Origin of the sequence: Pseudoalteromonas umbrosa (assembly GCF_030125375.1) — a bacterium.
GTDB classification, from domain to species: domain Bacteria; phylum Pseudomonadota; class Gammaproteobacteria; order Enterobacterales; family Alteromonadaceae; genus Pseudoalteromonas; species Pseudoalteromonas umbrosa.
This window is the reverse complement of sequence record NZ_JASJUU010000001.1, coordinates 1649658-1674621: the sequence shown is the minus strand read 5'-3', so window position 1 is coordinate 1674621 and position 24964 is coordinate 1649658. Positions and strand designations below refer to the sequence as shown.

23 protein-coding genes and 1 pseudogene are annotated in these 24964 nt (G+C 43.3%); 20 read left to right on the top strand and 4 right to left on the bottom strand.

Features of this window, described 5'->3' with window-relative positions:
• Window positions 1–7: 7 nt before the first annotated feature.
• Window positions 8–1183 (bottom strand): isovaleryl-CoA dehydrogenase, encoded by a 1176-nt coding sequence (locus QNM16_RS07110; RefSeq protein ID WP_284019849.1) that lies wholly within the window; start codon window positions 1181–1183, stop codon window positions 8–10.
• Between the two features lie 96 nt (window positions 1184–1279).
• Window positions 1280–1675 (bottom strand): MerR family transcriptional regulator, encoded by a 396-nt coding sequence (locus QNM16_RS07105; protein WP_023400459.1) that lies wholly within the window; start codon window positions 1673–1675, stop codon window positions 1280–1282.
• A gap of 356 nt (window positions 1676–2031) precedes the next feature.
• Between QNM16_RS07105 and QNM16_RS07100 the strand changes: the two genes are divergently transcribed.
• From QNM16_RS07100 to QNM16_RS07060, 9 genes and pseudogenes are all read left to right on the top strand, one after another.
• Complete coding sequence (locus QNM16_RS07100; protein WP_284019848.1) at window positions 2032–3210, top strand: thiolase family protein; 1179 nt, start codon at window positions 2032–2034, stop codon at window positions 3208–3210.
• A 74-nt stretch (window positions 3211–3284) separates the two neighbouring features.
• Window positions 3285–4775, top strand: coding sequence for a CoA-acylating methylmalonate-semialdehyde dehydrogenase (locus QNM16_RS07095; protein ID WP_039607936.1), 1491 nt, complete (start codon window positions 3285–3287; stop codon window positions 4773–4775).
• Between the two features lie 128 nt (window positions 4776–4903).
• Window positions 4904–6061: an acyl-CoA dehydrogenase family protein gene (locus QNM16_RS07090; RefSeq protein WP_046357796.1), complete on the top strand. Its 1158-nt coding sequence runs from the start codon at window positions 4904–4906 to the stop codon at window positions 6059–6061.
• Between the two features lie 11 nt (window positions 6062–6072).
• Entirely contained in the window at window positions 6073–6849 is a 777-nt protein-coding gene (locus tag QNM16_RS07085; RefSeq protein ID WP_284019847.1) for an enoyl-CoA hydratase, read from the top strand.
• The gene (locus QNM16_RS07080) at window positions 6849–7988 is read left to right on the top strand and encodes an enoyl-CoA hydratase/isomerase family protein (RefSeq protein WP_284019846.1); all 1140 of its coding nucleotides are present in this window, start codon (window positions 6849–6851) and stop codon (window positions 7986–7988) included. Before QNM16_RS07085 ends, QNM16_RS07080 begins: the two co-directional genes overlap by 1 nt.
• Before the next feature lie 10 nt (window positions 7989–7998).
• Window positions 7999–8889, top strand: coding sequence for a 3-hydroxyisobutyrate dehydrogenase (gene mmsB / locus QNM16_RS07075; RefSeq protein WP_284019845.1), 891 nt, complete (start codon window positions 7999–8001; stop codon window positions 8887–8889).
• A 24-nt stretch (window positions 8890–8913) separates the two neighbouring features.
• On the top strand, window positions 8914–9675 hold the full coding sequence (locus tag QNM16_RS07070) for an SDR family oxidoreductase (protein WP_063362427.1): 762 nt from the start codon (window positions 8914–8916) through the stop codon (window positions 9673–9675).
• A gap of 248 nt (window positions 9676–9923) precedes the next feature.
• Window positions 9924–10457, top strand: a complete 534-nt coding sequence (locus tag QNM16_RS07065) for a sel1 repeat family protein (RefSeq protein WP_284019844.1) — start codon at window positions 9924–9926, stop codon at window positions 10455–10457.
• Window positions 10448–10810 (top strand): annotated as a pseudogene (locus QNM16_RS07060) (alpha/beta hydrolase family protein); the annotation flags it as partial. The gene QNM16_RS07065 and the pseudogene QNM16_RS07060, both read left to right, overlap by 10 nt.
• 60 nt (window positions 10811–10870) lie before the next feature.
• On the opposite strand, the gene QNM16_RS07055 reads toward QNM16_RS07060, so the two are convergent.
• A complete protein-coding gene (locus tag QNM16_RS07055) occupies window positions 10871–12082 on the bottom strand; it encodes a bifunctional alpha/beta hydrolase/OsmC family protein (RefSeq protein ID WP_284019843.1) in 1212 nt (403 codons plus the stop codon).
• 32 nt (window positions 12083–12114) lie between these two features.
• Window positions 12115–12999, bottom strand: a complete 885-nt coding sequence (locus QNM16_RS07050) for a pirin family protein (protein ID WP_284019842.1) — start codon at window positions 12997–12999, stop codon at window positions 12115–12117.
• A 1204-nt stretch (window positions 13000–14203) separates the two neighbouring features.
• Between QNM16_RS07050 and QNM16_RS07045 the strand changes: the two genes are divergently transcribed.
• From QNM16_RS07045 to QNM16_RS06995, 11 genes are all read left to right on the top strand, one after another.
• Window positions 14204–15823: an HAL/PAL/TAL family ammonia-lyase gene (locus tag QNM16_RS07045; RefSeq protein ID WP_284019840.1), complete on the top strand. Its 1620-nt coding sequence runs from the start codon at window positions 14204–14206 to the stop codon at window positions 15821–15823.
• Window positions 15824–15863: 40 nt separating this feature from the next.
• Entirely contained in the window at window positions 15864–16136 is a 273-nt protein-coding gene (locus tag QNM16_RS07040; protein ID WP_039607946.1) for a phosphopantetheine-binding protein, read from the top strand.
• A 14-nt stretch (window positions 16137–16150) separates the two neighbouring features.
• A complete protein-coding gene (locus QNM16_RS07035; protein WP_284019838.1) occupies window positions 16151–16630 on the top strand; it encodes a MaoC family dehydratase in 480 nt (159 codons plus the stop codon).
• Window positions 16627–18165 (top strand): hypothetical protein, encoded by a 1539-nt coding sequence (locus QNM16_RS07030; protein WP_284019834.1) that lies wholly within the window; start codon window positions 16627–16629, stop codon window positions 18163–18165. The genes QNM16_RS07035 and QNM16_RS07030 overlap by 4 nt, the downstream gene beginning before the upstream one ends.
• Complete coding sequence (locus QNM16_RS07025; RefSeq protein ID WP_284019833.1) at window positions 18152–20389, top strand: beta-ketoacyl-[acyl-carrier-protein] synthase family protein; 2238 nt, start codon at window positions 18152–18154, stop codon at window positions 20387–20389. The genes QNM16_RS07030 and QNM16_RS07025 overlap by 14 nt, the downstream gene beginning before the upstream one ends.
• A 2-nt stretch (window positions 20390–20391) precedes the next feature.
• Window positions 20392–21165, top strand: a complete 774-nt coding sequence (locus QNM16_RS07020; RefSeq protein ID WP_237135799.1) for an ABC transporter ATP-binding protein — start codon at window positions 20392–20394, stop codon at window positions 21163–21165.
• Window positions 21158–22258, top strand: a complete 1101-nt coding sequence (locus tag QNM16_RS07015; protein ID WP_284019832.1) for an ABC transporter permease — start codon at window positions 21158–21160, stop codon at window positions 22256–22258. The genes QNM16_RS07020 and QNM16_RS07015 overlap by 8 nt, the downstream gene beginning before the upstream one ends.
• The gene (fabZ, locus tag QNM16_RS07010; protein WP_284019831.1) at window positions 22255–22674 is read left to right on the top strand and encodes a 3-hydroxyacyl-ACP dehydratase FabZ; all 420 of its coding nucleotides are present in this window, start codon (window positions 22255–22257) and stop codon (window positions 22672–22674) included. The genes QNM16_RS07015 and fabZ overlap by 4 nt, the downstream gene beginning before the upstream one ends.
• Window positions 22667–23386 (top strand): SDR family NAD(P)-dependent oxidoreductase, encoded by a 720-nt coding sequence (locus QNM16_RS07005; RefSeq protein WP_284019830.1) that lies wholly within the window; start codon window positions 22667–22669, stop codon window positions 23384–23386. The genes fabZ and QNM16_RS07005 overlap by 8 nt, the downstream gene beginning before the upstream one ends.
• Entirely contained in the window at window positions 23383–24099 is a 717-nt protein-coding gene (locus QNM16_RS07000) for a hypothetical protein (RefSeq protein ID WP_284019828.1), read from the top strand. Before QNM16_RS07005 ends, QNM16_RS07000 begins: the two co-directional genes overlap by 4 nt.
• A gap of 87 nt (window positions 24100–24186) precedes the next feature.
• Window positions 24187–24945, top strand: a complete 759-nt coding sequence (locus QNM16_RS06995) for an SDR family NAD(P)-dependent oxidoreductase (RefSeq protein WP_284019827.1) — start codon at window positions 24187–24189, stop codon at window positions 24943–24945.
• The last annotated feature ends 19 nt before the right edge of the window (window positions 24946–24964 follow it).

The window sequence follows — 24964 nt, the reverse complement described above, 5'->3', positions numbered from 1 at the left end:
CGTCTCCTTAACGGCTTTCATTGAATAACTCACGACCGATCAGCATACGACGTATCTCAGACGTACCTGCGCCAATTTCATAGAGTTTGGCATCACGTAAAAGTCGACCAGTTGAGTATTCATTGATGTAACCATTACCGCCAAGCAGTTGGATTGCATCTAGAGCAAGTTTGGTGGCAAGTTCAGCGGCATATAAAATTGCGCCAGCGGCATCTTTACGAGTGGTTTCACCACGGTCACACGCTTTTGCTACGGTATATACGTATGAACGCGCAGCATTCATTTGAGTATACATATCTGCGATTTTGCCTTGTACCAATTGGAATTCGCCAATCGATTGATTGAACTGTTGACGCTCATGAATATACGGCACAACCACATCCATACATGCTTGCATGATACCCAGTGGGCCACCTGCTAATACAACGCGCTCATAATCAAGTCCGCTCATGAGGACTTTCACACCCTCATTTAACGTACCTAGAATATTTTCTTCAGGTACTTCACAGTCTTCAAATACAAGCTCACAGGTGTTTGAACCACGCATACCTAACTTATCGAGTTTTTGCGCAGTAGAAAAACCAGGAGAGTTACGCTCAACGATAAAAGCGGTAATACCGCGAGGACCTGCGTCTAATTCAGTTTTGGCGTATATAACAAATACATCGGCATCAGGACCATTGGTGATCCACATTTTGTTGCCGTTCAATACGTATTTATCGCCTTTTTTCTCGGCTTTGAGTTTCATTGAAACCACATCAGAACCTGAGTTGGGCTCACTCATTGCCAATGCGCCTATGTGCTCGCCGCTGATTAGCTTAGGTAAATACTTTTCTTTCTGTGCTTGGTTACCGTTGCGGTTGATTTGGTTTACACACAGGTTAGAGTGTGCACCATAGCTTAAACCAATAGACGCGCTTGCACGGCTAATTTCTTCCATCGCGATTACGTGTTCCAAATAGCCCATATTCGCACCGCCAAATTCCTCTGGCACAGTGATGCCGAGTAAGCCCATTTCGCCAAACTTTGGCCATAGCTCATTTGGAAAGTTATTTTCTTGGTCGGTCTTTTCTGCCAATGATGCGATTTCGCTGGTGGCAAAGTTATTGACATGATCACGGATCATATCTGCGGTTTCACCAAGTCCAAAATTGAGTTCTTTATATAGTGATACTGTGCTCATCTTGTTGTCATCCTGTGTGAGAATTTGTGTTATACCCTAGCGGGCGGCTGAGGTTGCTTTTGGTATACGCCTCAGCGAACAAATACTGTGTACTGATTAGTCTTGTAATTCTTTTAATGTATCGAGACAGCGTCTTTCTGCTGTCACCAGCTCCATCAGCACGACTTTTATGTCATCCATTTGCTGACTTAAATCTGCTTTTTTTTCTTCTATTAATTGCAGCATAGTATGGAGCTGTTTTTCGCTGGATTTGTCTGCATCATAAAGCTCAAACAATCTGCCAGTTTCGGCAAGCGTAAAACCAAGTCGCTTTCCGCGCAGAATAAGTTTAAGACGCACTTTGTCTCGTTTTGAATAAATACGGGTCTGACCATTACGTTCTGGCGAAAGTAATCCTTGATCTTCATAAAAACGAATACTTCGTGTGGTAATGTCAAATTCCTTAGCGAGTTCGCTTATTGAGTAGGTTGGTTCTTTATTGGTGTCTTGCATTATTTACACACTTACTTCGAAACTGATTAGACCAATATAAGTGAAGTTTACGTAAAGGTAAAGTGTCGTTTTTGCATCATGCTTTAGTCGCATATGCAAAATCTGGATCTTGAACTACTTTTAGCTCGCATAAGGCACTATATGCTTTGTTAATTTGCTCTTAAACATGGGATATAGCAAGGGAATGTGCAGTAAAATGCCAACTTGGCAAGACAGCTGTGCAAGTAAACTTTACATTTTTGAAAATCGCAAAGCGCTTGTTTTTAGATTTACGTTGGCGTAAACGTAAATTTTAGGTATGCTCGACGTAAGAGATTACTAAAAGCAAGCAATTTGCTTGTTAACAGGAGTTTTAAATGAGTAACGAAGCCGTAGTCATCGTAGCAGCAAAACGTACCCCTATGGGTGGTTTTATGGGAAGCCTATCTGGTGCAGCTGCAACAGATTTAGGTGCAACTGCAATTAAAGCTGTCATGAATGATACTGGTTTATCGGATGCCAGCATCGATGAAGTTATTATGGGATGTGTACTGCCTGCGGGCCTTGGCCAAGCGCCAGCGCGCCAAGCAGTTTTGCATGCCGGCCTTGCACGTTCAACTGGTGCAACAACTATCAATAAAGTATGTGGATCAGGTCTTAAAGCAGCCATGTTCGCTCATGATTTAATTAAATCAGGAAGCATCAAAACTGCGATTGCAGGTGGTATGGAAAGCATGACAAATGCACCATATTTCATGCCAAATGCGCGTGGTGGTATGCGTATGGGTCACAATCAAGTTATCGATCACATGATGGCTGATGGCCTTGAAGATGCGTATGATAAAAAAGCAATGGGCTGTTTTGCTCAAGATACTGCAGATCAATATGGCATTACTCGCGAAAATATGGATGAGTTTGCACTTAATTCACTAAGTAAAGCAAACGCAGCAATTGAAAGCGGCAACTTCGACAATGAAGTTATCCCGCATGTTATTTCTACTCGCAAAGGCGACATTGAAGTAACGACAGACGAGCAGCCAGGTAACGCACGTCCAGATAAAATTCCTTCACTACGTCCAGCTTTCAAAAAAGACGGCACCATCACAGCGGCTAACTCGTCATCTATTTCAGATGGTGCAGCAGCACTTATTCTGATGAGTGAGTCAGAAGCAAAGGCACATGGCTTAACACCACTATGTAAAATTGTGGCGCACGCCACACATTCTCAAGCGCCAGCTGAGTTTACAATTGCGCCTGTCGGTGCAATGAATTCACTGCTTGATAAAGCGGGTTGGTCAAAAGAAGACGTGGACCTTTGGGAAATCAATGAAGCATTTGCCATGGTAACTATGCTTGCTATCAGTGAAATGCAACTTGATAGTGCAAAAGTTAACGTCAATGGCGGTGCATGTGCTCTAGGTCATCCAATTGGCGCAAGTGGTGCGCGCATTTTGGTGACACTTATCCATGCACTTCGCAATCGTGGCCTGTCAAAAGGCATCGCATCACTGTGTATCGGTGGTGGTGAGGCGGTTGCGCTAGCAGTAGAAGTTTAAAATCGTCAAAGCGCCGCACTTATACTAATTTCTAACGCGGCGCTACTTTCAGTTTTTTTGGGGAGGAGTGCAAAATGCACCAGGTACCATTATACATCAACGGTGAATTCACACAGTCGCAGTCTGACAAATGGTTAGACGTTGTTAATCCAGCAAATCAAGAAGTCCTTGCACAGGTACCTTGCGCTACGTCACAAGAAGTACAAGCAGCTATTAATTCAGCACAAGAGGCGTTCCAAACTTGGAAGAATGTCCCTGTACCTGAGCGTGCACGTATCATGATGCGCTACGCTGCATTATTAAAAGAGCACCAAGAAGAAATCGCAACCATCATTTGTCATGAACTTGGCAAAACATTCGAAGATGCAAAGGGCGATGTTTGGCGCGGTATTGAAGTTGTTGAGCAAGCAGCTAATGCGCCAGCTATGATGATGGGTGAAACTGTCGAAAACGTAGCTCGTAACATTGATACATACTCATACATTCAACCGCTTGGTGTATGTGCGGGTATCACGCCATTTAACTTTCCTGCAATGATCCCACTTTGGATGTTCCCAATGGCGATTGTATGCGGAAATACATTTGTACTAAAACCATCAGAGCAAGATCCACTCACACCAATGCGCCTAGTAGAGCTATTCGAAGAAGCCGGTGCGCCAAAAGGGGTGTTACAGGTTGTGCACGGTGGCAAAGATCAAGTTGACCAGATTTTAGAAGCTCCAGAGATCCGCGCGGTCTCATTTGTTGGTTCGTGTGGTGTTGGTCAATACATTTATAGTAAAGGCACGGAAAACCTTAAACGCGTCCAAGCTTGTGTAGGTGCTAAGAATCACATGGTAATTATGCCTGATGCGAGCAAAGAGCAAACAATTAATAACCTTGTTGGTGCATCAGTGGGTGCTGCTGGCCAGCGTTGTATGGGTATTTCAGTTGCTGTATTTGTCGGCAAATCACAAGAATGGGTTGATGACTTAAAAGCGGGCCTTGAAAAAGTGCGTCCGGGTGTGTGGAATGACCCTGAAGCTGCGTATGGCCCACAAACGTCAGCAGCAGCAAAAGCGCGCATTCTGTCTTTGATTGAATCGGGCAAAGAGCAAGGTGCAACTTGTTTACTTGATGGCTCTAACTTTACCGTTGAAGGTTATGAAAACGGTAACTGGGTAGGCCCAACATTATTTACCAATGTGACAACAGACATGGACATTTACAAAGAAGAGATCTTTGGTCCAGTATTAAATTGTGTATTTGTTGATACGCTTGAAGAAGCAATCACGCTGGTTAATAACAGCCCATATGGTAACGGTGTATCGTTATTCACAGCAAGCGGCGCTGCTGCTCGTAAATTCCAACAAGAAATTCAAGTAGGTCAGGTTGGTATTAATATCCCTATCCCTGTGCCACTTCCTTTCTTCTCGTTCACGGGTTGGAAAAACTCTTTCTACGGTGATGTGCACACGTATGGTAAACAAGGTGTTCGTTTCTACACAGAGACGAAGACTATCACATCTCGCTGGTTTGCTGATGAGGCGGTAACCGGCCCTAATATGAGCATTAACTTACGTTAATCCAATATATTTCCAAAGCCCAGTACCTATGCTGGGCTTTTAGTAGTACCGCCTGACGCAGATCAGGTGCAACAAGAATAAAAACAAGTGATGAAAATCGCTTGATACGACAACAAGAGAGGTCTTTTATGGACTTTAATCTGAATGAAGATCAACAGGCATTCGCCGAAACCGCTTACCAATTTGCTATGACTGAACTTGCGCCAAATGCTGCGCGCTGGGATCAGGAGCATATTTTTCCTAAAGATGTAATTAAACAGGCCGGTGAATTGGGTTTTTGCGGCTTATACACACCAGAAGAAGCGGGTGGTTTAGGGCTATCTCGCCTAGATTCAAGCATCATCTTCGAGCAGCTTTCTATGGGTTGTACTGCGACGACAGCGATGTTGACTATCCATAACATGGCAACTTGGATGATCGCCAGTTTTGGTACCGATGCGGTAAAGAGCCAATATATGGACCAGCTGGTAATGGGTGAATTATTAGCATCTTACTGCTTAACTGAGCCAGGTTCAGGTTCTGATGCGGCGTCACTAAAAACCAAAGCTGTGCTTGAAGGTGATGAATATGTCTTAAATGGCTCAAAAATGTTTATCTCTGGTGCAGGTGAGACGGACGTGTTAGTTGTTATGGCACGTACTGGCGAAGAAGGTCCTAAAGGGATCTCTGCATTTGTTGTCCCAGCGGATGCGGCTGGCGTTATTTATGGTAAAGCTGAAGAGAAAATGGGCTGGAATGCGCAGCCAACACGTTTAATTACCTTTGAAGATGTAAGAATTCCAGCTGCCAACCTGATGGGTAAAGAGGGCGAAGGCTTTAAATTTGCAATGCAAGGCCTTGATGGTGGTCGTATCAATATTGCGACGTGCTCTATTGGTACTGCTCAGCAAGCACTGAATACAGCAAAAGAGTATATGCAAGAACGTCAGCAGTTTGGAAAACCTTTGGCTGCATTCCAAGCACTGCAGTTTAAAATTGCTGACATGAACACTGAACTGGTTGCTGCGCGCCAAATGGTTCGCTTGGCAGCGTTTAAATTAGATAGCAATGACCCTGAAAAAACCACTTACTGTGCGATGGCAAAACGTTTTGCGACAGATGTAGGCACAAAGGTATGTGATGATGCACTGCAGATCCATGGTGGTTATGGTTATATCAAAGAATACCCACTTGAGCGCCATTTACGTGATGTGCGTGTTCACCAAATCTTAGAGGGCACAAACGAGATCATGCGTGTGATCATTGCCCGTCGAATTTTAGCCGAAGGCGCTGCAAGCGTTTTATAAGGAGCAAATAAATGTCTGCACAATTAAAACTTGAAAAACGTGGTCACATTGCAATTGTTACTATGTCTAATCCACCTGCAAACACGTGGACACGTGACACGCTGGTTGGCTTAAAAGAGCTGGTAAACGAATTAAACGCGGATAAAGAAATCTACTCGTTGGTCATTACCGGCGAAGGTGAGAAGTTCTTCTCAGCGGGTGCTGATTTAAATGTATTCGCAGATGGTGACAAAGGCGTTGCTGCTGATATGTCACGTGTCTTTGGTGAAGCATTCGAAACGCTGAGCAACTTCTGTGGTGTATCAATTGCGGCCATCAATGGCTTTGCAATGGGCGGTGGTTTAGAGGTGGCGTTGGCGTGTGATATTCGTATTGCTGAAGCACAAGCTCAAATGGCCCTACCTGAAGCCAAGGTTGGTCTGCTTCCTTGTGCGGGTGGCACACAAAACCTATCTTGGCTGGTTGGTGAAGGCTGGGCGAAGCGTATGATTTTATGCGGTGAGCGTCTTAAAGCTGACAAAGCAGAGAAGATTGGCTTAGTTGAAGAAGTGGTAGAGCAGGGTCAAGCTTTAGAAGCTGCGCTGGCACTTGCTACAAAAGTGGAAGATCAAAGCCCTGTTGCTGTAACAGCATGTAAGTCACTTATTCAAAAAGGCCGTACAGGCACAATTGACAGCGCCCTGCCGCTTGAGCGTGAATTGTTCGTGACACTATTTGATACACAAGATCAAAAAGAAGGCGTAAACGCATTCTTAGAAAAACGAAAAGCAAATTGGGTGAATGGCTAATGGTTGAATTACAGTTACTAAACCAAGAAGACGCGCCAGTCGTGTTCGAATTGGCGCACTGTAATAACGATATGAAGGTCGCAGTTGCGACCTTAAATGCGCCAAAAGCGTTGAATGCGCTTAACTTAGATATGATTCGTTTACTTGCGCCGCAGTTAAGCGAGTGGTCGGCAGATGACAGCATCGCCATGGTCGTGCTTAAAGGCGCTGGCGAGAAGGCGTTTTGTGCAGGTGGTGACGTTGTAAGTCTGTACAAAGCGATGGCTGCTGACGACGATAATAATTACTTGGAAACCTTCTTTAGCGAAGAGTACCGCCTAGATTATCAAATCCATAATTATGACAAACCTATCCTTTTATGGGGTAACGGTATCATTATGGGTGGCGGCCTTGGTCTAATGGCAGGTGCAAGTCACCGTGTGGTTACTGAGACATCTCGTATTGCGATGCCTGAAATTACCATAGGTTTATATCCTGATGTAGGTGGCTCGTATTTCCTCAATAAAATGCCAGAAGGCGTTGGTCTATTTTTAGGTTTAACAGGCGCCTCTGTGAATGCCAATGATGCAAAGTTTGTCGGATTAGCTGATCATTTCATCAATGCGGACCATTTTGATATTTTGCTTCATAACTTAAGTGAAGTGAACTGGGGCAAAACCAATGTGCTCAACCATGACAAGTTGACACAGCTTCTATTATCGATAGAAGAAGGCGCACATTCATTGCCTAATAGTGCAATCAAGCCACTTGCAAAAGACATTAAGAAGTTAGTGGAGCATGCTGATTTAGCCGCACAGGTTGACCATATATTGTCAATGGATAGCAGCGATAATAAATGGCTAAGTAAAGCACAAGCGGGTTTAAAACATGGCTCACCTTTAAGTGCTGTGCTAGTCAGTGAGCAACTTAAACGCCTTGCTGGTCAATCGTTAAAAGCCTGTTTTTCACATGAGCTTAGCATGTCCGTTCACTGTGGTGAGGTTGGTGAATTTCAAGAAGGTGTACGTGCACTGTTAATTGATAAAGACGGCAAGCCAAATTGGCGCTTCAAATCAATTGCTGAGGTTGATAGCAATGTGGTTGATGGCTTTTTTGTACCAAAGTGGGATGATGAAAACCACCCATTAGCAAGTATGTAAGGAAATAAAAATGGCAAAAGTTGGATTTATTGGCCTAGGCAATATGGGTGGCCCAATGGCCGCAAATTTAGTCAAGGCAGGTCACGATGTCACTGTATTTGATTTAAATGAACAAGTGGTAAATCAATTAGTTGAGCAAGGCGCAAGCGCTGCTAAGAAAGTATCTGATACCTGCACAGGTGCAGATTTTGTGATCAGTATGCTGCCTGCCGGCAAACATGTTCGCTCAATTTATACTGGCGAAGATGGATTAATCAACTACCTTAGTAAGTCGGCACTGGTTATTGACTGTTCGACAATAGATGCAGAGTCTGCTCAGTTTGTTGGTAAAACACTGGCAAATGCGGGCGTATCTTTTGTTGATGCACCAGTGTCTGGGGGTGTGGCAGGAGCCGCTGCTGGGACGTTGACTTTCATTGTTGGTGGACGCGACGAAGAATTTGCCAAAGCGCACACAGTGTTGAAAGATATGGGTAAAAATATCTACCACGCTGGGGACATAGGTGCCGGGCAGGTCGCAAAAATTTGTAATAATATGCTGCTGTCAATTTTAATGGCAGGGACCAGCGAAGCACTCCAAATGGGTGTAGATCACGGCTTAGATCCCAAAGTATTGAGTGAAATCATGCTCAATAGCTCTGGGCGCAATTGGACACTTGAAGTGTATAACCCATGCCCGAATGTACTGGACAATGTGCCTTCTTCAAATGAGTACAAACCGGGTTTCATGGTGGATTTGATGGCAAAAGACTTAGGACTTGCAATGCAGGCCGCTCAGCAGACAAATTCAGCCACCCCAATGGGCGCACTGGCGAAAAATCTGTATAACCTGATGCAAAATCAAGGCAAAGGGTCGGAAGATTTTAGTGCGATATTTAAACTTTTCTCTGAAAAGTCTTGAAACGTAAAGGTTTAAAATTTAATTATGAATGTAGAAAATAAAACGGTTGTTATTACTGGGGGCGCGCAAGGTTTAGGTCTTGCTATGGCACACAAAATGGCGAGCTTAGGCGCAAATCTTGCGCTTGTAGACATGCAAGAAGAAGTGTTGCATGCTGCAGTTGAGGAGCTTAGCCAATTTGATGTAACCGTTAGAACTTACGTTGCAAATGTCAGCATTGAAAGCAATGTAGAAGAAGTATTTGATAAAATTGTACAAGACTTTGGCTCGCTATCTGTGCTTATCAACAATGCGGGTATTTTACGTGATGGCTTATTTGTTAAAGTCAAAGAAGGTGAAGTGATTAATAAAATGTCGCTTGATCAGTTCCAATCACTAATGGATGTCAATCTTACAGGTGTGTTCCTATGTGGTCGTGAAGCGGCTGTAAAAATGATTGAGGCAGATCAAGGTGGCGTGATTATTAACATGTCTAGTGTGGCACGTGCTGGTAACATTGGCCAAACTAATTACTCAGCTGCAAAAGCAGGTGTTGTGGCAATGACGACAACATGGGCAAAAGAGCTAGGTCGTTATGGCATTCGTGTCGGCGCGATTGCGCCAGGTGTTATCCGCACTAAGATGACGGATGCGATGAAGCCTGAGGCAAAAGACCGCTTGGTTAAAATGAAGCCAGTTGGTCGTTTGGGTGAAGCGCAAGAAATTGCTCATACTGCACAATATATTATTGAAAATGAGTTCTTTACCGGTCGTGTCGTCGAAATTGACGGTGGTATTCGACTTTAAAATAATATCGGATATTTTCGTTGTTTTGTAATAAAATATCGTTAATATTCAAAGTATTCGCATACTTATGTTCCTTTATCTTCGAAAGAAGAGAGTGTGTTGAATAAAGCGGTGGGGGTGTGTCCCGCCGCTTTTTTAGTTTAAACCCCCTCAATTTTACAGCTTATTCCCTTTTGCGATTCCTAATCGCAGCAAGTTATCCTGCTTAAATTGTAAGTTTTATGGCCAAAGTTAGCTGAGTATTTATCATGATTCATAAGTTACTTCTTCTTGCTGTATTGATCTCGCTACTCCTTGCGTGTCAATCTAATCGAGCCATCATTAAAGACATTGATGCGATCCACAAGCAAGAGAAAAAGGGCATTAAACTCTATCATCAAAAAGCATATCCCGAGGCATTTGAGGCCCTTGGCGAACTCGCTACATGGGGCTACAAAGATGCCCAGTATTATTTGGCATTTATGTTTTTAAAAGGCCAACATGTTGAGCAGTCAACATTAATTGGTATGGGTTGGTTAGGTGTGGCCACCGAGTCAGGTATTAAAGAGTGGGTCAATTTTTATGATGCTCTTTATGCGAAAGCAACCCCTCAGATGCAACAGCAAATAGACAAAGTGGTTGCTGATTATAAACGTAAGTTTGGTATGAAGGCGCAATTCGTTACTTGTCGAAATTCCACGACTGTCGGGTCAAATAAGGTCGCTGTAAAATGTACCAAAGAAGATAAAATATCTACAGTTTATCCGATAGATTGGTATGAAGCACAACTTAACCTGGACTAAATAATTATAGCTTTGTACTGACCTCTGATTTTTATCCTATGTTTCCAAAGTATTGGTTTAATGGTAAGCCGTGGGAGAACACAGAGCATTATCTTAAGCACTCGCCCATTACGTATATGAATAACATCAAAACACCGAGCTTATTGATTACCGGAGAGGCAGACTATCGTACGCCCACCTCTGAAACAGAGCAGTTTTATCAAGCATTAAAGTTACAGAATGTTGATACTGCCATGGTGCGAATGCCACATATGAGCCACGCGCTAACAGCAAGACCTTCGTATCTGCAGCAAAAGTTAGAATATATCTTATGGTGGTTCGATAAGTACAAAGATAGGCTTGAAGATAAATAAATTGCCGCAATATTCACTTGGCGATGTACATTGCATCGCCAGTGTGAGTGTCCAAATCTATTAGGCATCATTGACTAACTGTGTTTTGACCTCGATGTGATTATGCAGCGTTTTATGCACGGGACATTTATCGGCAATGGCCAGCAGCTTTTGCTCTTGCTCTGGTGTTAAATTACCTTCAATCTCAACTTTGCGAGTGATAAGTTCCGCGAAACTGTCTTTTTGCTCACAGGTGTCACAATCTTGATGATGGTTTTTTTGATGCTGTAACGTCACTTTAATGTGTTTTAGTGGCAAGTTTTTATGGGTCGCATACATGCGCATTGTCATCACTGTGCACGCACCCAAAGCCGCAAGTAAATGCTCATAAGGATCGGGGCCGAGGTTTTTTCCGCCGACTTGGGTTGGTTCATCAGCAAGCCAGCTGTGACTGTCACTGATAACATTCAAGGTAAATTTATGGTCTTTTTCGCTGACAACAAGGTGGCCATTTTTAACTGCTTCAGTCGCGGTTTCTGGGTGTGGCTCAATGTATTTACTGGCCCAGCCAGAAATTGCCGTGGCAGCGTATTCAGCATCTTGTGCTTTGCTCAATAGATGATCTGCATTGTCTAAAGAAATAAAGCTTTTAGGGTGCTTAGCTGCCATATAAATCGCTTCTGCTTGCTTAATGCTAACTACATCATCAATTGGGCTGTGCATAACAAGGAGTGCCTTATTCTTTAACGTGTGTTGTGTCTCACTATGCGCCTCTAAATCGTCTAAAAACTGTTTTTTGATATTAAAAGTACGTCTACCGAGTTGAACCTGTGCTTCTCCAGTTTGCTTTATCTGCTCAATTTGAGCTGAAAAGTTGTGTGCGACATGTTTGGCGTTCGTAGGTGCGCCAATGGTAACGACCGCTTTAACCTCTTCAACTTGATCCGCCACCGCTAATACCGCAGCGCCGCCCAAGCTGTGCCCAATAACCAGTTGCGGTGCATGCAGGTTTTGGCGCAAATAGTCTGCTGCTGCATATAAATCCTCTAGATTTGATGAAAAATTACTATTGGCAAAATCCCCATCACTATTGCCAAGTCCTGTAAAATCAAAGCGCAGCACGGCGTAGCCATGTTTTACCAAGGCTCTTGAAATACGGGAAGCTGCAGCAATGTCTTTACCGCAAGTAAAGCAATGTGCAAATAGCGCGACTGCTTTGATATGCTGAGTCGGGCGCTCCAATAGCCCTGCAAGTGTGTTTCCATTACTGACGAATTCAATTTTTTCTCGCATTACTTTTCCTCAAATTAATCAAAGTTAAATTGTTAGCGCTGTGGCTGAGCTTTTGGTTTGTCCGTAGGTAGCGGAACATACTCCCGGTCATCATCGGGTATGGACGGAAAGTTGCCTTCACGCCAATCTTGCTTGGCTAGCTCTATACGCTCTTTACTAAAGGAGACAAAATTCCAGTGTATATAAGGCACATTTTCCCATTTATTGCCGCCTAATAAGATCATGCGCGTATCTCTGGTAGTCGTTATATATGTATCTTCATGATCTAAGAGTGCTAATTGTCCCGGCGAGTAGGAGGACCCAGAGATGGTTACTTCACCAAAGATCACATATAAAGCAGTCTCTTGGTCTGGGTTGGGCACTGTGATGGTACGTTGAATTGGTGCTATGATATCGACATAAAACATCTCTGAATAGGTTGTTATTGGGGAGTTAAGGCCATAAGCCTCGCCAGCTATAACTCGCGTCATGACGCCATTATGTGTGATCTGTGGCAGATCATGCCGGCCTATGTGTTCAAAGCTTGGGTCGATGTCAGAGTATTGTTTTGGCAGTGCAACCCATGATTGCAAGCCATTGATGGTATGCTCTCCCCCTCGTACTTCAAAACTCTCTCTTTCGGAGTGCACAATGCCGCTTCCTGCGGTCATCCAATTTATGTCACCTGGGGCTATCTCTAATTTATTACCTAGAGAGTCACGATGCAGAATACGTCCCTCAAATAAGTAAGTTAATGTGGATAATCCGATATGAGGGTGCGGTTGAACTTCAATCCCTTGGCCAGCTGGAAAGTGGGTCGGACCCATACGATCGAAAAAGATAAACGGGCCGACCATACGCTTTTTCATATGTGGCAGTAGTCGCTTGACTGTCAATCCGCCAATGTCGTGCGTGGTTGCTTTGAGTAATTGCGCCACAGAATGGAACTCCAATCATATTACATGCTTAGTTTGATACTAGTTTCAAAGCTCCATGACGTAAAACTTAAAAATTGGGATGAGTCATTCGGTTTTTTAGAGTGTTTTATTCAATAGTCTTTTAGGGCTTGCTGTACCTACTTGTGATACTTCTGCTAGAGCTTTGTTTGGGCAAGGTTTGCAATAAAGAATGCTGTACGGATATTTTATATGTCATTAATATGGCAGTGCCCTCAGGTGTGAATTTGGTGTGCAGGTTTATAATGCATGCATTGTGACTGAGATATTACTCAACTGATGCAGTCTATGTGCTTTTTGTCTGATTATTGAACGTAAATTGCTATGCCTGAAATAATTAGTGAAGAACCATTAAGAGAATATTCTGTTTTTTTTGTACGTCATTAAAACTTAATTGTTGATAAAAACGGCACTTTAGACGGAGTTTTCTTATTAGTACCCAATTTGGTTACTTGTAAAAATATAAATGTTTGCACAAAAAAGTACCAATTCATAAAAATATAAAATTATGTTTTGCCTTGTTTTCCACTCTTTTAATATTCAAGAGTATGTATTCATATAAATAACATAATAAATTAACCATTATAGGTACGGTGGTAGGGTTTTAATCTTGATTATATTTGAGTATATATTCTAAACGCCCCTTTATGAGTTTATTTATATGGCTCAATGAAATGTCAATCTTAATTTTATTAAATTGTTATTATCTAGTCGCTGACCTTTATTTTAAACTTTATTGTAATAATTAATCCATATAAGAAGTTTTTCGGACTTACTCGTTTTGGGAAACTACAGCTTAACCTTCCACTTTCATTCTTATTCTTAGTAAATCATTCCTTATTTTTCGTTGTATGTTTTTTGTTAAATGTGGCTGTTTTATCCACTATTTTGTAAAAGTTTATAGCAATAAATGTATTCGGTGTAATTCTTGTGGGTACTATTGATTGATTAAATGTAATGGTGTAAAAAATGACACACACACTTTTGGGTGGGTGGTTCAATCACTGAGTAACTTATTTTCTAGCTTAGTAGAGCCAGTGATGAACGATGTGAGTGATTGAAGTTTCGCATAAGCATTTTTTTAAATGCTAAGTGTTGCACGCGATGTTTATATTTATCTTGATTATAAGTTTTAAATATAAATTAAAAATGACCGTTTTTTTAATTGTTAAAGGAAGCAAGAAAAATGAGTAATGATCTCTCTTTTTCAGAATCAAAAGTTGAGTCTGAAAGTAAAGCAGTATCGACATTAGATATCGACTTAATAAGCCAGCTAACACTTGAGGATATTAAAAAGTTTATCAAGGATAATTATCCAAAAGTGCAGTTGAATGGAGAGGTTCACAAATCACTCATTGAGAATAATCGCAGATATATAGATCAGCGTATTTCTGATAGGGATGACATATATGGTGTAACAACAGGGTTCGGAAATTCGGCAAGTAATCGCATTTCGCCTGTTATGTCACAAGAATTACAAAAGAATCTAATGGCCTATCATGGTTGCGGTGTGGGTGAATATTTGAGTGAGCGCGATTGTGCAGTCACACTCTTGATCCGATTAAATTGTAATGCGAGAGGCTACTCAGGTGTGAGTTGGGAGCTGCTCAAGCAAATGGAATTGTTTTTACAACACAATATATTCCCAGCTATTCCAGCTAAAGGTTCTGTTGGAGCTAGTGGCGATTTAACACCACTTTCATATATTGGTGCTGCATTAAATGGCCAAAGAAATGTGTATTACCAAGGCGTAATTAGACCCACCTCTGAGGTTTTAGCAGAGCTTAATATCGAACCGTATGAATTAAAAGCCAAAGAAGGCTTAGCAATAATGAACGGCACTTCAGTTATGAGTGCTATCGCTGCGAATACCATCAATGAGATAGACACTGCGATAGATATTTCATGTAAGTTAATCGCGCTGTTTGTAGAGCTTATCGATGGCAGAGCATCACCATTCCACCCTAAAGTGCACGAATTAAAGCCACATCAAGGTCAAAGGTATTGTGCTGATTTAATCTACAAGCGTTTATCCAACCCTGAGCAAAGACTTGGGCGTCGACAAAGAACGGATGACCAAGTGATTGAGCATGGTCTAAAAGAGAAGTTCCGCTTGCAAGATAGCTACTCAATTCGTTGTTCTCCACAGGTGTTAGGTTCTTTGGTAGACACGCTTAATTGGGCAAAGTCAGTGCTTCAGGTAGAAATCAACTCAGTTAATGACAACCCATTAATTGACCATGAAAGTGATTTAATTCTCAACGCAGGTCACTTCTATGGTGGTCATGTTGCTGCAATTTGTGATGCGCTTAAGCCGCAAGTAGCCAACATGGGCGCACTGTTAGAAAGAGAGTTGGGCATTCTTGTGGATGATAGGTTAAACGGTGGCATTCCAAATAACCTCGTGGCTGTTGACGATTTGGGTGACAAAGCATGGATCAACCACGGCTTTAAAGCGATGCAGATAAGTGCGTCAGCATTGGTTGCAGAAGCGCTTAAGCAATCTGGTCCTATGTCGGTTTTCTCCCGTACAACTGAAGCCCTTAACCAAGACATTGTGAGTATGGGTACCATCGCAGCACGAGATTTGAAAACCATTTTATCACTTGTGAAATCAGTGATTGCAATTCAAGCGATGGCAATTCGTCAGGCGTACTATGTGCTTGATAAAGACCAATCTGCAGAGAAACTTAACGCTTTGTCTCGCCCATTCTTTGATTCACTTGTAGAAACCTTCTCTCCGGTTATTCAGGATAGAGCATTGGATGGCGAAATCGAAGAAATGGTTGCCTTTTTATTCGATTAAACACTGATTAAATTCACTTTTTATAAGCTAAGGAAGAACAATGAATAGTACACAAGACATCATTACCTTTATTAAAACTGACATCTTAATTGAAGAGCTTGAAGTAGCTGACTCACTGGAAGAAATTGATGAGCATGCGGAGCTAGTTGGTGCCGGTTTAGACTTAGATAGTATCGAACTTTTAGACTTGGTTTCAGCGGTCGAGAAAAAATATGGACTGAAGTTTAAAGAATTTCCAAGTGAACTGGTACAGCAAAAAATGTCTTCAATTCATACGCTAAGCGAATTTATTTCTGAGCAATTAGCAGCATAGAAATTGAGGTGATTATGACTCTTTACACGGCTGGAAAAACGTATAGGGAAATCAACGAAGGAGACAGTGCTGTACATTCTAAAACTATCTCCGAGGCAGATGTATATAGCTTTGCAGGGATCACTGGGGATTTTAACCCACTGCATGTCGACACCGTATTTGCCGAGCAAATGGGGTTAGAAGGTAGAATTGCCCATGCAGGGATAGCGCCAGCCATGATTGCGCAAGTTATTGGCATGAAGTTGCCTGGTGTAGGCTCTATGGTGACGAATATGACCGTAAGCCATCATGCACCTTTGTATATCGGTGACACCATTTATGCGCAGGTCAAAGTGTCTGAAAAATTGCCAAATCGGCATGTACGCTTGGCTATAACCATTGTAAATCAGAACAAAGCTCTGATTTGCAGTGGTGAGGTCGAGGTAGTACCACCTAAAGCATCGTTCAAAAAACGCGTTGCAGCAATTGAATTACAGGAATTGGTAACTGAATGAAGGATTTTGAGGACTTAGTCAATCAGGTACGCAAACAAATTGTGATCTCGGTTGAACTTGAAGAGTCAGAAATAGCGCAGCTATCAAATGATGATGATTTATTGGGCAATCCTTTATTTCTAGATTCAGTCGACTTATTACAAATTTACGCTGACTGCCAGCGTAAATTTGGTGTTGTGTTTAATAACGCGGACTATGAAGGTGCGCATACAGTGAACAGTATTGTTACTCGGGCTGTAAGGGGAAAAGAGACAAAAAGCGCAAACGCGGGCGATGCACTGTTTTACTCCTCAGATGGGAGTCGTTATAGCAATGCAGAGTTTAAGCAGCATATTACTCAGTTAATCGCGGTGCTTCAAAGTGAAGGCTTAGATAAAGCAAAGCCATTGAGAGTATTAGATACAGATCCCGTTAAGATGATGATGGTTGCTATTGCGGCGGTATTAAGTGGTTATAAACCGCTGATGAGTGCGCAGCCTCAAGGCGAAAATGCGGTGAGTTTTGCACATTTGATACCTAAGCAAGGTGAGGCACCGTCATTGTTGGACTCAAAGTCCATTTATCAGCAGTTAGCATCTTTGCAGCAAGAGGCTGTGATTTTCTTTGAAACCTCGGGTAGCACAGGTATCCCCGTACGGATTGAAAAGTCGCTAGCGAGCATGGTGCAAGAAGTTGAGGAGCTGACAGCATTATTTGATTTTGGTGCGCTTGATTTAATAGATGCATATGTGTCACCCGTACACATGTATGGGTTTATTTGGAGCTTTTTGCTGCCACTTAAGCTTGATGCACCTGTGATGTATCAATCAAATACATTTCTAAAGCCAGTGCCTGAGACAATGAGTCATGTCATGGCTGTGAGTGTACCTAGTATATGGCACAGTTTGTCAGGTGCTTTAACGGCTCAATATCGCTATATCGTTAACTCGGGTGGTAAGTTTGGTGAGCAAAGGGATACACAGTTTGCCGAACTAGTTCAAAACAAGCTACCTGATTTGCTAGGTATTGACGTGCTAGGCAGCACTGAAACAGGTGCTATTGCTTATCGCATGATAGGTCAAGACCACCTTCGAACATATCAGTTACTGCCTACTGTCCGTTTGCACCCATCGGATGGTGAGCATCTGATTTATTCTGACTTCCTGCCTTTGGGAGTCGAGAGTGCGCCGCTGGATGACAAGGTTGAGATACTCGCCAACAATAAGATTTTACATCTGGGCCGAAAGGACAGCGTATTTAAGTTCAAGGGCAAACGCTACTCGTTGAAGGAAATCGAAGACAAGTTATTTCAGTTGTTTGCAGGGCATGCCTTGCGGGTGTATTTCATCGAGCAAGAGCACAATGTGCGCGGCGGAGAGCTGATAGCTTTCGTTGTCAAAGAACTCTCACACTTTGACATCACAAGTGAAGTCAGAGCGATATTCCAAGATTTACCCATCCCCAAAATAGAATTCATTGATGAGTTACCTACCAATGCAATGGGCAAAGTGACATTGCAGGGTTTACAGGAGAAAGTAAGAAATGCCAGAGTGTAAATCACAAGTTGTGATAACCGGATACGGTGTAATTTCGTCGTGTGGAGACAATGCACAAGAGTTATATGACTCAATGCAATCACAGCGATCGGGAGTTGCGCCACTAAGCTGTTTTGACGTGACTGGCTTGCCTAGCGATATTGCTGGTATTGTTCGCTCAGTACGAGAAAAACATCAAGATAAAAAAGCCGATTTACCTGACTTTTCAACTTTATTTGCCATTACAGCGATAGAAGAAGCACTGAATGCAGCAAATATCTCACTTCAGACTTTGGCAAATAAACGTGTTGCATTGTGTGTCGGCAATGCAAATACGGGCATGGAAAAGCTTGAAAAAGGCATCATAGACAATCAGCATGATGGTCTTTTGGAATACCCTGCACACAAGCAAAGTGACAATATTGCCAAACACTTTGGTGTGCTAGGCCCTGTATTAACTTTTACCAGTGCATGTACATCGAGTAGTAGTGCGCTGGGCTTTGCAAAACAGCTGTTAGACAATGATATGGTTGATATTGTCATAGCTGGTGGCACCGACGCTTTGGCGAAAACGATATATGCTGGCTTTCATTCTTTACAGTCGGTTGCGCCGCAGGTTTGCTCTCCTTATGACGTAAAAATGGGCTTAAGCCTAGGTGAAGGCGCAGGCTTCCTCGTGCTAGAAAATCACAATCATGCAGAGGCTCGGAATCAACCGACTATCATGCAGTTAGCGGGCACAGCGTCAAGCCTAGATGCATATCATGCAACCGCACCCGAGCCGGAGGGGGCAGGTGTACGGCGCTCATTTGAAAGTGCTTTGCGCTCAAGTGATGTAAACCCAGAAGACCTAGATTACGTCAATACCCATGGAACTGGTACACCCGCCAATGATGGCGCTGAACTAAAGGGTATTTTTGCTGCGCTAAACCTACAAGATAAAGCATCTATCTCGGTATCAAGTTCAAAATCGTATTTTGGTCATACGCTGGGCGCAGCGGGAGCCATTGAGTTTATTTCTGCACTGGTTGCTATCGACAAAGGGCAGCTGCCTTCAACCTTAAATGGTGATGAAATTCGCGAAGACTGCCAAGGTCACCATATCGTTGTCAATGGACTGATAGATCACAAGGTTGAGTGCATCGGCGCAACCAATTCAGCGTTTGGCGGCCACAATACCACCATGCTGGCACGTAAATCTGTTTCAGCCATTCCTAAAGCTGAGGGTAAGAAGGTTTATATCCTTGGCCATGGCAGCATTGCTGAGCAAGTTGGTTTTAGCAATGGTGCGGATCAATCTTTGCTTAGCTATGAGGGAGAATTTGCTTTAAAGCCTTTTCAAGCAAAGCTGTATCGTCGTCGCATGAGTACCATAGGTCAATATGCCATTGGCGCGTCATACCTTGCGTTTAGTGGTGCGGATGTGGATTACAGTGATGCTGAAAAGCTGCCGATAGGGGCATATTTCGGCACGACTTTGGGAGCATCTCAAGTACAGCAACGTAATTTGTCCGATTTACAAGAGTATGGTCCAACAGGGGTTAAGAGTACTTTGTTCCCAGATACCGTGCTTAATGCTCCGCTTGGAAACCTTGCTTTGGCATTTGACTTAAAAGGCTGCTCTGCCAATTTTAGCGACTTGGGTAATGAAGGAATGCACGCACTATGGCATGCATTCATGGATTTAAGTGAAGACAAAATTGCCTGTGCTTTGGTGTGCAGTGCCGAAGACAAGAGCGATACATCCGATTTAGTTTGGCAGCAAATGCAAGTGGACGAGCACAGGTTGGCAAGTTCAGCGAATGCGCTGATCGCGGTCAATGAGAAAGACCCTCGCGCGAGCCGAGCACTTGCGCAAGTGAGTGAATTCAATGCAGCTCGTTGGGTATTTAATGAAGAAAACCAACAGTGGGACTGTGCAGCGCTTACACAACTTGCAGCAAAACCAGATTTGATAGTCCTTTCTATGGTTAACGCTGAACAATTTGAGGCGATTTCAAATGCGCTACAAACGCAGTTTTCAACTACTCAAGTGATTAATGGCAGAACGTATAAAGAATCGGGCATTGCGTGCCAAAGTCTTGATGCAATCAGCCTTGCCACCTGTGCACTAAACGGACGCAGGTTTATGGGCCGTGAAGTGACACTGCAAAATACCAGTAAACCAGAGTCCATATTGGTAATGAGCGTAAATACACAGCTCAGTGCGACGACATGTTTGGTGTCGAAAGTAAAAGGGAAATAGAGATGTCAGCGGTCATTGATGTAGCAGACTTAAAGAAGTCTTATAACAAGAATAATACGCTTGTTTTAAAGGGGTTGTCTTTCCAAGTTAAAAAGGGGCAATGCTTTGGTTTACTCGGTCCAAACGGGGCTGGTAAGTCAACCACATTGGAAATATTACAAGGTCTGAAAAAACCAACGTCTGGCAAAGTCAGCTTGTTTGGCATGGATTGGAAGGACAATGAAAAGCAGATCCGCATGAAAATCGGCGGACTGTTGCAGTCCAATAATTTGTACGGCAGAACCAAAGTGAAAGAAGCCGTCCGCTTATTTGCCAGCTTTTACAAAGATCCGATGGATGTCGATGAGCTGATAGAACGCTTTGGCTTAACTGACAAAGCCAATGCATGGCTAGACAGCCTCAGTGGTGGTCAAAAGCAGCGTGTTTTTTTAGCGATGACCATAGTTGGTAAACCTGAGCTGATTTTTTTAGATGAGCCCACCACGGGGCTTGATCCAACCAGCCGCCAGAGCTTTTGGGAGATCATCAAATCGCTCAAAGAAGAGGGCATGACGGTCATTCTCACCACGCATTATATGGATGAAGCGGATTACCTGTGTGATGAGCTTCTTATCATCGAGCAGGGCAAAATTATTGAGTCAGGTACGCCTGATGCCATTATCCACCGCACGTTTACCGATCCGGTTATCAGAGAGCCGCGCAAAGCCACGCTCAATGATGTGTTTTTAAAACTCACTGGCCACGATATTCTCAAGCAGGAAACAAGTCATGCCTAGTAATGTACTGACAAGAAAGCCATTTTGGCAGCTCATGCTGCTTAATATCCGACCGTTTTTCCGCGAGCCTGCCACCTTGTTTTGGACTTTTGGCTTCCCCATTTTTATGGCGTTGCTATTAGTACAAGCCTTCTCAGGTGAGAAGCCGATGGCAGAAGTGAATGTGGTTGTCATTGAACAGGAAAAAATAGATGCCGATTGGTATCAAGCCATCGAGAAAGATAACAAGGTCAGCATACTCAACATTGAAGATGCCGCGTTGATCGCGCGGATCAATGCGCATTTTGCTGAGCCAAATTCGGAAGTATCTCCGGGTGAGGGGTTATCTTCGATTCTTTCAAATCATGGTGATGTGCTGATTTTGACGCCTAGCGGTTTGTTTTCAACACGCAATAGTCATGAGCAAGCGATTGCCTTTAGCCATGTCATGGCACTTCAGGACCAAGCCCGCAAGCCTTATCTGGATGGGGTGATTGACCTTCAAGGGTTTAGGTACATCGACTGGCTGATCCCCGGCATCATCGTGCTGCAGATCATCGGTATTGGCATCACCTCTATCTCAAATGGATTGGTTTCAGACCGTCAGCAGGGCTTTTTTAAACGCTTGAAGTTATCTCCGTTTAGCCGCTTAGACTATGTGATTGGGATTGTCTTCGCCAGAGTGTTTTTATTGATATTCCAGCTAGTTGCCCTGTTTGCGACTTTCTATTTTTTGTTTGGCTATCAGCCCCTTGGCAATTGGTTGAGCATCTTAACCGTGCTGTTATTAGGCTCAATTGTCTTATGTTTAATCGGTGTGCTGGTTGGGGCGCGTAGCCAAAAAGTGGAAGTGGCAACGGGTATCTCTAACTTACTGTATTTCCCACTGATGTTTTTATCTGGGATTTATTTTGACACCTCTAACTTTCCGCAGACGATTCAAAACATTGTTCAGTGGTTACCTTCTACGGCATTTTTAGATGCATTTCGTTTAACTGCCAATCAAGGCGCGTCGCTTGCAGACGTCTCTGTGCAAGTGCAAACCCTAGCAGGGTTCACCGTGGTGCTTTTAGTGATGATTTACTTTTTATTCGACTGGGGAGATGAAAAATGATTTCACCGGATAATTTACCGCATAAACCGCCATTTAAGTTTGTTGATAAGGTCATCGAGGTACAGCCAAACGAGTCTATTATCGCGCAAAAGTTTATTGGCTATAACGAACCTTGTTTAGAAGGGCACTTCCCAGATGAACCTGTGTTTCCTGGTGTATTGATTGTCGAGGCGATGGCTCAAGCCAGTGGCTTATGCATTACCGGCAAATCTAAAGGCGTGATTGCAGGGATAGACAAGGTTAAGTTTTTAACACCTGTGTTACCAGGTCAGGTTTTAGAAATCCGAGCCATGGTAGAGATTGCTTTGGGTGAGCTGGTGAAGTTTAAGGTTGCGGCTTGGGTAAATGATCAAGAAGTTGCGAGTGCACGCATAGCCATCCGATATTTAGAGCAAATAGGAGAAAAGGATGTTTAAAGGGAAAGTCGCCATTGTGAGTGGCTGCTCCAAAGGTATCGGGTTGGAAATTTGCCGCCAGTATCTCATAGAGGGCGCAAAAGTCTACGGCATTGCCCGTTCGAGTGTACCTGAAGAGCTGCAATCTAACCCTAATTTTACGTGGTTACAGGGGTCAATATCTGACAGTGGTTTTGTGCTAGATAGCATTGAGACTATTAAAGCGCGAGATGAACGTATTGATATTTTGGTTAATAACGCAGGGATTAATCACGATAGCCTGATACAGCTGATGGCCCTAAAAGATTGGCAAAAAGTACTGACGACGAATTTAACAGGCACTTTTAATTTATGCCAACAGGTGCTGCCAATTTTTAAAGCGCAGCAATTTGGTCGCATTATCAATATGGTCTCAAAAAGTGGTGTAGTGGGGCGCGAAGGTCAAATTAACTATGCCACGTCTAAAGGCGCCATCATCGGTATGACCAGAACCATCGCGCGTGAGTATGGAAAAGACAATATTTTGTGTAATGCCGTCGCGCCGGGTTTGATCGAAACACAAATGGTTGACAGTGCAGAGCAGTCTATTGTTGCGCCTATTATCGACTGTACCAGTGTCAGACGCATGGGGCAGTGTAGTGAAGTTGCACGCACGGTATTGCACCTCACATCAGATGCGCCAAATTATCAAAATGGAGAAGTTATCCATTTGGACGGAGGGTTTTTAATATGAGTGCGGCGCAAACTTTATTATTGGTACAAGCAGAAAGTGAGTTTGATCAGGCGGTGGTTGATCACTACCTCAGTGCAAACGTCAATGTGATTTTGATAGCGCCCTCAGCGCAATTTCAATCGCAAAATGTGTCACTTCCGAGTTTGTCACTGGCTGAAATCAAAGCGCAAGATGAGCCTGATATTCAGTTGCTATTGACCGAAAAAGGCATGCTTGATAGTGGAAAGCCACTGGTTGTTATCCAAGGTGTGCAGTGTGCAAATGAGCAGGCACTGTTCACAGACGGGAGTTGCTTGGCGAAAATAACAACCTACTTAGATAATACTTTTTTAATTTATCAAAGTCTGGCGACGTTTGTGAAAGAAGTGGGAGCGAACATTGTTTTCCCTCTCTATTCAGACAGTTTGAGTTATCTCGGGCAAGAGGTGAATTCAGTGGCCAACCACGCTTTGAATGCATTTATGAAAACCTTAGCCAGAGAGCTAACGAGCGATACCGTATTCATCAACAGTGCCGTGATCCCTTATTTAGCAAAGGATGAAGCTGAGCGAAAGAAAATGCGCCGCGCACTAAAGCGTTCAGTATTCGGTATGCGACCAACTGTGTTTTTGCAGCAGGAGTTTATCGAGTTTATCGCGCACTTTTCACATTACAACAACATGATGACAGGGCAGTGTATGACCATGCGCCCAAGCACAGAAATATCCGTTTAACAATTCAACATTGAGTATACGCATATGAGCCAAAAGCACAGTCGTGCTTTTGGCGTGACGTGGCCTTTAAAGAGAAGAAGCATAGTAATGGAAACAATGAATATTGATGGGGCTCCATTAAGAGTTTTGGTGCTTGGTGCAACCTCAGATCTTGGGCAGAGAACCTGCCTTGATTTAGCAAATAAAGGTTACGAACTCCTATTGATAGGGCGAAATGAAAAAACCTTAGGCGAATTGGCCGAGTCTTTACCCGGACAGCATAAAACGGCGGTGGCTGATTTGAATATGCCAGACGAATTGACACCACTCATTATCGACAATGCCAAGCAATATGGTGCATTTAAGGGGGCTGTATTTTGTGCAGGTGTACACGCGATGACCACGCTACGCCAATCCAGTTATGCCGACTTTGAGCAGATTTACCGTGTTAACTGCGGCGGTGCGCTGGCAATGATTAAGGCATTTACCCGCAAAAGCGTGAGAAATACAGCGGGTACAACTTCTCTTGTTTTGCTGTCTTCAGTAAGTCAGTCAGCTGGTGAGGCGGGCATCTCCGGCTACGCGGCCAGTAAAGGGGCGCTAGGTAGTTTAAGCCGCTGTGCAGCGCTGGAATTGGCTAAAGATCGCGTACTGGTCAATTGCATTGCCGCAGGCATGATCCAAACCAAGCTCAATGATGGCTATCAAGGTATGGCGCAACCGGGTCACTTTGAAAAGCTAGCTAGCATGCACCCGCTAGGATTTGGTTCACCAGAGCATGTTTCAAAAGAAATCATTAATTTATTAGAAAGTGAATGGACTACAGGTAGCACTGTGTATGTCGATGGAGGCTATACATGTGCCTAATCACTGACAGCAATCAACT

Bases quoted from the DNA above. Each gene is read 5' to 3' on its own strand.
- QNM16_RS07110 (WP_284019849.1), bottom strand. From the start codon at position 1,183: ATGAGCACAGTATCACTATATAAAGAACTCAATTTTGGACTTGGTGAA.
- QNM16_RS07105 (WP_023400459.1), bottom strand. From the start codon at position 1,675: ATGCAAGACACCAATAAAGAACCAACCTACTCAATAAGCGAACTCGCT.
- QNM16_RS07100 (WP_284019848.1), top strand. From the start codon at position 2,032: ATGAGTAACGAAGCCGTAGTCATCGTAGCAGCAAAACGTACCCCTATG.
- QNM16_RS07095 (WP_039607936.1), top strand. From the start codon at position 3,285: ATGCACCAGGTACCATTATACATCAACGGTGAATTCACACAGTCGCAG.
- QNM16_RS07090 (WP_046357796.1), top strand. From the start codon at position 4,904: ATGGACTTTAATCTGAATGAAGATCAACAGGCATTCGCCGAAACCGCT.
- QNM16_RS07085 (WP_284019847.1), top strand. From the start codon at position 6,073: ATGTCTGCACAATTAAAACTTGAAAAACGTGGTCACATTGCAATTGTT.
- QNM16_RS07080 (WP_284019846.1), top strand. From the start codon at position 6,849: ATGGTTGAATTACAGTTACTAAACCAAGAAGACGCGCCAGTCGTGTTC.
- mmsB (WP_284019845.1), top strand. From the start codon at position 7,999: ATGGCAAAAGTTGGATTTATTGGCCTAGGCAATATGGGTGGCCCAATG.
- QNM16_RS07070 (WP_063362427.1), top strand. From the start codon at position 8,914: ATGAATGTAGAAAATAAAACGGTTGTTATTACTGGGGGCGCGCAAGGT.
- QNM16_RS07065 (WP_284019844.1), top strand. From the start codon at position 9,924: ATGATTCATAAGTTACTTCTTCTTGCTGTATTGATCTCGCTACTCCTT.
- QNM16_RS07055 (WP_284019843.1), bottom strand. From the start codon at position 12,082: ATGCGAGAAAAAATTGAATTCGTCAGTAATGGAAACACACTTGCAGGG.
- QNM16_RS07045 (WP_284019840.1), top strand. From the start codon at position 14,204: ATGAGTAATGATCTCTCTTTTTCAGAATCAAAAGTTGAGTCTGAAAGT.
- QNM16_RS07040 (WP_039607946.1), top strand. From the start codon at position 15,864: ATGAATAGTACACAAGACATCATTACCTTTATTAAAACTGACATCTTA.
- QNM16_RS07035 (WP_284019838.1), top strand. From the start codon at position 16,151: ATGACTCTTTACACGGCTGGAAAAACGTATAGGGAAATCAACGAAGGA.
- QNM16_RS07030 (WP_284019834.1), top strand. From the start codon at position 16,627: ATGAAGGATTTTGAGGACTTAGTCAATCAGGTACGCAAACAAATTGTG.
- QNM16_RS07025 (WP_284019833.1), top strand. From the start codon at position 18,152: ATGCCAGAGTGTAAATCACAAGTTGTGATAACCGGATACGGTGTAATT.
- QNM16_RS07020 (WP_237135799.1), top strand. From the start codon at position 20,392: ATGTCAGCGGTCATTGATGTAGCAGACTTAAAGAAGTCTTATAACAAG.
- QNM16_RS07015 (WP_284019832.1), top strand. From the start codon at position 21,158: ATGCCTAGTAATGTACTGACAAGAAAGCCATTTTGGCAGCTCATGCTG.
- fabZ (WP_284019831.1), top strand. From the start codon at position 22,255: ATGATTTCACCGGATAATTTACCGCATAAACCGCCATTTAAGTTTGTT.
- QNM16_RS07005 (WP_284019830.1), top strand. From the start codon at position 22,667: ATGTTTAAAGGGAAAGTCGCCATTGTGAGTGGCTGCTCCAAAGGTATC.
- QNM16_RS07000 (WP_284019828.1), top strand. From the start codon at position 23,383: ATGAGTGCGGCGCAAACTTTATTATTGGTACAAGCAGAAAGTGAGTTT.
- QNM16_RS06995 (WP_284019827.1), top strand. From the start codon at position 24,187: ATGGAAACAATGAATATTGATGGGGCTCCATTAAGAGTTTTGGTGCTT.